The following is an 8885-nucleotide window of genomic DNA, read 5'->3' as shown; positions in this document are numbered from 1 at the left end:
GCGGAATATCGAGCGGCACGCCGAGGCCGCCGCGCTTCTTCGATGAGGGAATGAGCGCGGCGCCCTTGCCGAGCACGTCGCGGAACGGGGCGCCGAGCTTTGGATGAAGGATGGCGGCGGCATGTTCGAGCTCGCCATCGGCGCCGACGGCGGCCGCCTTGCCGAAGCTCTCGACCCGGTTGCCGGCAATGCCCAGAGCAGCGACGGCGCGCCTGGGCAAGATATCTCCCAACGCTTCGCCGATGGCGCTGAGTGCCGACAGATCCTCGACGTAGGTACCCGCATAGGGGTTGCGGATGACCGCAATGGCTGCGGCACGCCGCGTCGGCGGATCGACGGGCCGCCCGCCTTCGATCCGGGTTTCCTCGACGATGGTGATGATACGGCGGATTTCCGGGCTCATCGCAGTCCGTCCTCACCCTTGATGTCGGCGGCGGCAAGGCCGCCGACCCGTGCATGAACGCGTGCGCCGGTGGTCATCGCCAGGATGACCGCCATTTCATCGCTGCGCGGCGCATCGGCAATGCCGATCTCGATTGCATCGAAATGGCTGCGCACATAGGAGGCGTTTATGTGCGTGATCGGGATGTCGATGCGCGTTCCGGGGCCGCCGACTTTCTTGGTCGAAGGCACGATCGCCTTGGCATTGCCGAGCAGTTCGCGCATCGCGTAGCCGCCCGGATTGTGCCAGAGCGCGCCATGTTCAAGCTCGCCGGCGGCGCCGACTATGGCACCCTTGCCATAACCTTCGATGGCCTGGCCGCCCTCACCAATGGAGTCGATCAGGCGCCGAGCCATATCGAGACCGAGCGGCTTCAGGTCTTCCATGAAGCCGGTGATCTCTTCGACATAGCGTCCGGCAAAAGGGTTGGCGATGAGCGCGACGATCGCGCCTCGCTTGAGCGGACGTGCCGCGTGGGGTCCGCCCTCATGGAATATCTCTTCGATCTGAACCAGAAATTTCCTGACCACCACAGCCGGCATTGTTCTCTTCCTTCATCCCGTCGTTCATAAAACTCGTTAGAGTATCAACAATTATGCCTATCGACATTTGTCAAGCACAGACGTCGAGCAAGCGGGCGAAGGGCCAAGAAAACTGCATCGGATGACGATTGACAGCCTGTTAAGCCGCTCCTAAACTCATATGACCATCAACGAACTCGCCGTTGTCCCGGCGATGTGTGGGGGATGGTCAAAGCGTGGCTTCAAAAGCTGAAAAAAGCTGAAGGGGAATGACATGAAAAGGGCGCTCAAGAGTTTATTTCTGGCCGGCACGATGCTTGCCATTTCGTTCGGACCGGCCGCCGCACAGGCCAAGGTTTCCGTGGCCGCGATCTCGGGATATTTCGCACAGGGTTTTGGCGTTTCGATCGTCAACGGCCTCAACAAGGCCAAGACCGATTTCGGCATCGACCTCAAGCTGGTCGACACCGGCAATCGCGCGCTCGACTACCAGCAGCAGTTCGAGAATCTCGCCAAGGGCAAGCAATACGACCTCATCTTCGTGATGGGCTGGGAGTTGGTGGACTCGCTGCAAAAGGTCAGCGCCGAATATCCCGACCAGCGCTTCGTGTTCATCGATGGCGTCCTCGACAACCCCAAGATGATCTACGCCAATTTCGCCGAGGAGCAGGGATCCTTCGTCGCCGGCGCGCTTGCTGGCATGATCGAAGCTAAGGGCACCGCCTTCGACAAGATCGGCGACGGCAAGGCCATCGGCTTTGTCGGCGGCCGCGATATCCCGGTGATCCGCAACTTCCTGGGCGGCTACGAGCAAGGCGCCAAATATGCCGCGCCCGACGTCAAGGTGAACTCCGTCTTCGCCGGAACCTTCGACGACCCGGCCAAGGGAAGCGAACTTGCCCAGGCGCTTTACGGCCAAGGCTCCGACATTGTCTACAACGTCGCCGGCCCGACGGGTGAAGGCGTGATGCAGGCAAGTGCCGCGGTCGACAAATATTCGATCGGCGTCGACATCGACATGTGCGGCTCGGCCCCCGGAAATGTGCTCGCCAGCATGCTGAAGCGCGGCGACATCGCCGTCTATACGCTGATCAAGGACGAGGTCGAGGGCCGCAAGATCACCGCCGGCACCCGCACTTTCGACCTCGCCTCGGGCGGTGTCGAGGTCAAGGTCTGCGATGACATCGCCGCCAAGATCCCGGCAGAGATGACCGCCAAGCTCGACGAGATCAAAAAGGGCATCGTCGACGGCAAGATCGTGATCGCCAAGGCGAAATAAGCCAACACCAGCGCCTCCCTCCCAAGAAAGCGCTAGACTGATCCGCCGCGGCTTGCCGCGGCGGATCAGTGTCCAATCTGCGAGAGCCATGTTGTCGAACACGCCGGGGTCGCCGACCCTCCACAGCAATGCCGCGATGGCCGTCGAGTTGACCGGCATCACCAAGCGTTTTGGCGCATTCGTGGCCAATGACGGCATCGACCTTGCGGTCCGCCGCGGCGAGATCCACGCCATCATCGGCGAGAACGGTGCCGGCAAGACGACGCTGATGAACATCCTGTTCGGCCTCTTGCAGCCGGACGAAGGCTCGATCCGGCTGAACGGTGAAGAGATCGTGATCGCCGATCCGTCCGTCGCGATAAAGGCCGGCCTCGGCATGGTTCACCAGCATTTCAAGCTGGTTCCCTCGCTCTCGGTTGCCGACAACGTCTTTCTCGGCATGGAAATCCGTCGCCATGGACTTATCGACCACGCTGCGCAGGTGGCGCGAACGCGCGACCTGTCGAAGCGCTTCGGCCTGCAGGTCGATCCGACCGAGCGCGTCGGGCTGCTCTCGGTCGGCATAGAGCAACGCATCGAAATCCTGAAGGTCCTGGTGCGCGGCGCGCGCACCATCATCCTCGACGAACCGACCGCGGTGCTGACGCCGCAGGAAAGCCGCGAACTGTTCCAGACGCTGCGCAGCTTCGTGGCCGAGGGCATGACGGTGATCTTCATTTCGCATCACCTGGAAGAGGTGATGGAAGTGTCCGACACGGTGACGGTGCTGCGCAACGGCAGGAAGGTGGCGACCCGGCCGACGGCCGAGCTCAGCAAGGACCAGTTGGTGCACATGATGGTCGGCCGCGAGGTCAGCTTCGACCGCCGGCCGCGCGCTTCGCTGCACGGCGACGTAGTGCTCGAAGTGAAGGATCTGTGGGCGCGCGACGATCGCCTGCTGCCGGCCCTTCGCGATGCCAGTTTCACGGTCCGCTCCGGCGAGGTGGTGGGGATCGCGGGTGTGGCCGGCAATGGACAGACGGAGCTGGCGGAAGTGCTTTCGGGCCTGCGGCCGGCAAGCCATGGCGGGGCCTGGCTGAAGGGCCAGAATCTCACCGATCTCTCGCCCGCCGCGATCCGCCAGGCAGGCCTCGCCCATGTTCCAGGCGACCGCATGGTACGCGGGGTCGATCGCAACGCTTCGATAGCGGCCAACACCCTGATGGGCCGCCAGCATCGTGCACCATGGAGTCGTGGCGGCATGCTCAACTGGAATGCCATAAATCAAAACGCCGAAACGCTGATCAAGAGCTTCGATATTCGCGCGCGCGGACCGAGCGATGCGGTCAAGCGGCTTTCGGGCGGAAACATCCAGAAGGTCGTTCTGGCACGCGAATTCACCAATGGCGCCGATTTCCTGCTGATCGACCAGCCGACGCGCGGCGTCGACATCGGCGCCCAGGAGGCCATTCATGACGAGATCATGCGCCAGCGCGCCGCCGGCCGCGCGATCCTGCTGATTTCCGTGCAACTCGACGAACTGGCCGCCCTTGCCGACCGCATCCTGGTGATGTTCAACGGGCGGATCATGGGCGAGGTCTCTGGCGATGACGCCGACGAGGAGCGCATCGGCATGATGATGGCAGGCGTGGCCGCACCGGAATTCGCCGCGGAGACCGCATCATGAAAGACCATTTGCATGCCGTTTCCGGCCAGGTCATCGCCATCGGCGTGGCACTGCTGATGGGCGCGATCATCATCCTCATGGTCGGCGAAAGCCCGGTGCGTGTGTTCATGACACTGTTGCGCGGCGCCTTCGGCGATCAGGAGAAGATTGCCGGGACCTTGCTGCAGACGACGCCGATCCTGATCTGCGGTGTCGCTGCCTGCATCGGCTTGCGCGGCGGCATGTTCAACGTCGGCATCGAGGGCCAGCTGTTCCTCGGCGGCTTCGCCGCCGCCTGGGTCGGCTTTGCCATGCCCCTGCCCGCGGGCATCCACACGCTGGCAGCACTGGCGCTGGCGATCGTGGCAGGCGCGGCCTGGGTCGCCATCCCCGCCTATTTCCGCGCCCGCTACAACACCAACGAGGTCGTCTCGACGATCCTGTCGAACTACGTGGCGGTGCTGCTCACATCCTATTTCACCATCTTCCTGTTCAAGCGGCCGGGCGGCTGGTCGGAGACGCCGCCGATCCTGGCGACATCCTATCTGCCGGAGATCTTCACTTTTTCGCGGTTGAACTGGGGCCTGGTCATTGGCCTGGTGCTGGCGGTCGGCGCGGCCCTTGTCTTCCGCTACACCAGATGGGGTTACGGCGTCACGATGGTCGGCTCGGCGCCGAAATTCGCCGAATATGGCGGCGTCAACGTGAAACGGCAGGGCTTCCTGGTCCTGCTGCTTTCGGGGGCCGTCGGCGGGCTGGCCGGCGGCGTCGAGACGCTCGGCGTCCACCACCGCTTCATGGAAGGATTTGCTCCCGGTTTCGGCTTCGACGGGCTGATCGCCGCCCTGCTCGCCAATGGCTCGCCGGTCGCCACCATCTTCACCGCACTGTTCTTCGGCGCCCTGCGCAACGGATCGCTGCTGCTTGAGGTCGATACCAGCGCGTCGCGCGAAATCATCACCGTGATCCAGGCGCTGATCATCCTCAGCGTGTCGGCCCAGGTGCTGGTGAGAAAGCGCGGCGACAGCCAGGCAGGGGAGCGGCGATGGAAATTCTAGACAAGCTCATCAACGTCGCGCTGATCGCGGCGACGCTTCGCACCACCGCGCCCATCCTTCTGGTCGCGCTTGGCGGCTCGTTCACCACCAAGGCCGGCATCTTCAACATCGGCCTCGAGGGGCAGATGCTGGTCGGCGCCTTCTTCGCCGTCCTTGGTTCGATCTGGACCGGTTCCGCACTGGCGGGCGTCGCCTGCGGCGTTGCGGCGGCGCTCGTCTTCGCCCTGGGTTTTGCTGTCCTGGTGGTGAGCTTCAAGGCCAATGAAGTTGTCGTCGGGCTGGCGCTCAACATCCTGGCCGGCGGCATGACGATCTCGCTGATGAAAGCGATCTTCGGCACGCGCGGTTCGATCGTCGGTCATGGCATCGTCGGCCTGCCGAAAGTCCAGCTGCCCGGCGCCCGCGACCTTCTCGGCTCCTGGGCGCCGCTGATCTCCGGCTTCACGCCGCTCGTCTATGCCGCCTTCATCGCCGTGCCGCTGCTGGTCGTCTGCTACAACAGGACGCGGCTCGGCCTCTATATCCGCGTCGTCGGCGAAAAGCCGGAAGCCGCCGAGGCGCTTGGCATCTCGATCACCCGCGTCCGCTACATCGCATCCCTGCTGTGCGGATTGCTGGCGGGCCTCGCCGGCGCGCATCTGTCCCTCGGCTACATCACCATGTTCACCGAAAACATGTCGTCGGGCCGTGGTTTCATGGCGGTGGCGATCCTGATCTTTTCCAACGGCGATCCGCTGAAGGTGCTGGCCGGCTGCCTGCTGTTCGGCTTCGCCGATGCCTTTTCGTTGCGCCTGCAGACGTTTGGCTATCCGTCCTACCTGGTTCTCACCGTCCCCTATGTCGTTGCGCTGATCGCATTGTTCGCGCTGTCCTACCGGGCGCGTCCAAGGATCATCGCGGAGACGCTGGAATCGATGCGGAAACTGCTGTCGGTAGACAGGAACACCGAACCCGGCGGCAAAAATCCCCAGTGAAGGAAGCCTTTATGGAACGCATAATCCTCGACGTGGATTCAGCCGGCGACGATATTCTCGCCGTGCTGTTTGCAGCGGTCAATCCCAAACTCCGGCTCGAGGGCGTGACCACCGTGACCGGTGCGGCCGGCCCGATCGAACAGGTCACCAACGTCGTCCTCAACACGCTGACGCTCGCCGGGCGTGACGATATCCCGGTTCACGCCGGCGCGTGGCGGCCGATCGTCGGCAACGCCAAGGCCGACATGGAGGCGCCGGTGCATTTCGAAAAACGGCTTGTCGCCCGCTTCGGCGATCGCCTGAAGAAGTTCAACCCGCCGGCGCCGACGCCGGTGCGGCAGGCCACGTCGGGACATGCGGTCGATTTCATCATCGAGACGGTCATGGCCAATCCGGGCGAGATCACGCTGGTGACGACCGGCCCGCTGACCAACGCGGCGATGGCGCTGTTGCAGGAGCCGCGATTGACCGGTGCACTCAAGCGGCTGATCGTGCTCGGTGGCAATTTCCAGACGCCGGGCAACATCACACCCCTGTCGGAATACAACATCTGGGCCGATCCGGAGGCTTCGCGCATCGTGCTCAACGCCGATGTCGAGAAGATCCTCGTCCCCCTCGACATCTGCGAGGACAACCGCGTCGCCGACTCGATGCTGACGCGCGACGACATCGCCGACATGCAGGCCGTCGCCAAGGACAATCCCGTCCTTGAGATGATCGCCGACAGCTTCCCGATCTACATCGACATCTGGCGCGAATTCTTCGACCTCGTCGGGTTCCCGATGGATGACGTGATCACCGTGGCGCTGGCTTTCGATCCCGGCCTGGCGACGATGACCGAGCCGCTGTTCGCCGACGTCGTGCTCGACGGCAGGCTGGCGCGCGGCCAGACCGTCGCCTATCGCGGCCGGCAATTGCTGCCCGGCGGCGGGCCCAAGACCACCCGCATCTGCACCGGCCTGGACGGCCGGCGTTTCCTCGACGGCTTCAAGAAAACCATAGCGCGCTACGAGCGGGCGGCGTGAAAGACGACATGATGACCAAGCCAACTCCTATCCTGTTCGACTGCGACCCCGGCCACGACGACGCCATCGCGCTGGTCATGGCGCATCGCTCGCCGGCCATCGAACTCATCGGCGTCACCACGACCTGCGGCAATGCGGAAGTCGAGAAGACGACCGCCAATGCCTTGCGCATCCTGGAGTATATCGGCGCCGGCGACGTGCCTGTCGCGCAGGGCTGTCACCGCCCGCTGGCGCGCCCGCTGGTGCTCGGCACCGCCGATGGCCCGAGCGGGCTCGAGGGCTCGCCCTACCTGCCGCAGGCGACGATCAAGCCGGTTGACCAGCATGCCGTCGATTTCCTGGCCGACAGGCTGCGCGCCGCGCCCGAACCGATCCTGGTCGTTGCCACCGGCCCGCTCAGCAATATCGGCCTGATGATCCTCAAGCATCGCGACGTGCTGCCCAAGATCAAGGAACTGATCTGGATGGGCGGCGTGTTCTACCGCAAGAGCGAGATCATCACGCCGACCGAATTCAACGCGTTCTGCGATCCCGAAGCGCTGAAGATCGTGCTGGACAGCGGCGTGCCGATCCTGATGGTCGGCCTCGACGTCACCATGCAGGTGCTGATCGAGGCGCCGCAATATGCCGAACTCGCCACCATCGACACGCCGCTCGGCCGGCTCGTCAACGACTGGCTGCTGTTCTACGAGAAGCTGCACCGCAACTCGATGGGCGTCGGCGGCGCCATGCACGATCCGCTGGCGCTGGCGCTGGCCATCGACCCGACCTTGGTGCGCACTCGCCCTGCCCATATCGGCGTCGACCTGTCCGGCACCTACGCCTTCGGCGCGACCATCGCCGACTACTGGGGCGAGCGCGGTGAAAAGGACAATGCCCGCATCGCCCATGAGGTCGACGCGGACCGCTTCTTCAAGCTGATGTTCGATCTCCTGCGGGACTGAACATCCAACGGACTGAGGGTTAGCGGAACAGATATTTCGAGACTTCCGGGTTGCCGCGACGCCACATCACATTGTCCAGGAAGTAATGGTGCACGTTGATGAATATCCACGCGATGAAGAGGAAAAGCGACGAGCCGAGCACCTGTTTGTCGTAGGGAACCAGGGCACTTAGCGCCATCGGCACGAGCCAGAAACCGAGAGCACCGAGAATTGTGCCGGCGACGATGAATATCAGCACCCGCAGCCTGTACATCGGCCCAAGAATGGACAGCACCCTGAATTCCGGATCCTTGACGGCATCCGCGCGGTCGCGCTCGACATTGGTCTGGTAACGCCAGACCACCGCCAGATACTGCAACGAATGGAGCGCCGGCACCACGAGCAGCCAAAGCGGATTTAGGGCCACGAACAGAATCCAGGCATAGAGCGACACGACGTAAGCGACGACGCCGTTATACGGCAGCGCGCCGCCATGTTTGCGCCAGCGATTGACGAACATCACGGCGGTGGCCGCCGAGGAGGCAGCGGCGACCGCGAGCGCGATGTTGAGGAGCCAGGGCGGGACAGCGAATGTGTAGTAGTCCAGGCCCCAGTACTGCCTTTCGGTGATCACCACGTTTGTCTGGAGCCAGGCGAACAGCCACACGGCATATCCGTTGAACAGCAGCGCTTTCTTGTCCTGGTCGCTGAAGAATTTGCGCTTCAGCACCGCGTCCACCATCAGCATGCCATAGCCTTGCTTGACGTAGTGCCAGCCGACGAAAAAGCCCATCGCGTTGGTGGCATATCCCAGCAGGCGGGCGTTGCCGGTTACGGAGCCATAGGCGAAGAAAGCGACCATGATCATTGGGACGGCAATGCCCGCGATGATGTAGCGGATCTGGAGATTCCTGTCATATCCGTCGCCGCGCACCTTGCGCCCGAAATCGCGATAGAAAATCTGATACGAGTGGGCAAAATGTGGATGGTTTATCAGATTGGCGAGCAAGAGCATTAC

9 protein-coding genes are annotated in these 8885 nt (G+C 63.2%); 6 read left to right on the top strand and 3 right to left on the bottom strand.

Annotated features, from left to right (window positions below; translation table 11 throughout):
- The coding region (locus EN969_RS06830) for an amino acid synthesis family protein (RefSeq protein ID WP_127419043.1) at positions 1–403 on the bottom strand (403 nt) is incomplete at its 3' end.
- Complete coding sequence (locus tag EN969_RS06825; RefSeq protein ID WP_063170103.1) at positions 400–984, bottom strand: amino acid synthesis family protein; 585 nt, start codon at positions 982–984, stop codon at positions 400–402. The genes EN969_RS06825 and EN969_RS06830, both read right to left, overlap by 4 nt.
- Positions 985–1237: 253 nt before the next feature.
- Here EN969_RS06825 and EN969_RS06820 point away from each other — a divergent pair, with 253 nt between their 5' ends.
- The 6 genes from EN969_RS06820 to EN969_RS06795 all read left to right on the top strand — a co-directional run bounded on the left by EN969_RS06820 (position 1238) and on the right by EN969_RS06795 (position 7888).
- The gene (locus EN969_RS06820; protein ID WP_013530296.1) at positions 1238–2242 is read left to right on the top strand and encodes a BMP family ABC transporter substrate-binding protein; all 1005 of its coding nucleotides are present in this window, start codon (positions 1238–1240) and stop codon (positions 2240–2242) included.
- An 88-nt stretch (positions 2243–2330) separates the two neighbouring features.
- Positions 2331–3908, top strand: a complete 1578-nt coding sequence (locus EN969_RS06815) for an ABC transporter ATP-binding protein (protein WP_063170102.1) — start codon at positions 2331–2333, stop codon at positions 3906–3908.
- On the top strand, positions 3905–4945 hold the full coding sequence (locus tag EN969_RS06810; RefSeq protein WP_082826652.1) for an ABC transporter permease: 1041 nt from the start codon (positions 3905–3907) through the stop codon (positions 4943–4945). Before EN969_RS06815 ends, EN969_RS06810 begins: the two co-directional genes overlap by 4 nt.
- The gene (locus tag EN969_RS06805) at positions 4933–5919 is read left to right on the top strand and encodes an ABC transporter permease (protein WP_127419042.1); all 987 of its coding nucleotides are present in this window, start codon (positions 4933–4935) and stop codon (positions 5917–5919) included. The genes EN969_RS06810 and EN969_RS06805 overlap by 13 nt, the downstream gene beginning before the upstream one ends.
- A gap of 11 nt (positions 5920–5930) precedes the next feature.
- Complete coding sequence (locus EN969_RS06800; protein ID WP_082826727.1) at positions 5931–6944, top strand: nucleoside hydrolase; 1014 nt, start codon at positions 5931–5933, stop codon at positions 6942–6944.
- On the top strand, positions 6941–7888 hold the full coding sequence (locus EN969_RS06795) for a nucleoside hydrolase (RefSeq protein WP_024502284.1): 948 nt from the start codon (positions 6941–6943) through the stop codon (positions 7886–7888). The genes EN969_RS06800 and EN969_RS06795 overlap by 4 nt, the downstream gene beginning before the upstream one ends.
- 19 nt (positions 7889–7907) lie before the next feature.
- Here the strand turns inward: EN969_RS06795 and EN969_RS06790 are convergent.
- The coding region (locus EN969_RS06790) for a hypothetical protein (protein WP_127419041.1) at positions 7908–8885 on the bottom strand (978 nt) is incomplete at its 5' end.

Source organism: Mesorhizobium sp. M7A.F.Ca.CA.003.01.2.1 (genome assembly GCF_003998945.1).
GTDB classification, from domain to species: Bacteria; Pseudomonadota; Alphaproteobacteria; order Rhizobiales; family Rhizobiaceae; genus Mesorhizobium; species Mesorhizobium ciceri.
Note: the sequence above shows the minus strand (reverse complement) of the source record. Positions and strands in the feature narration are given on the sequence as shown.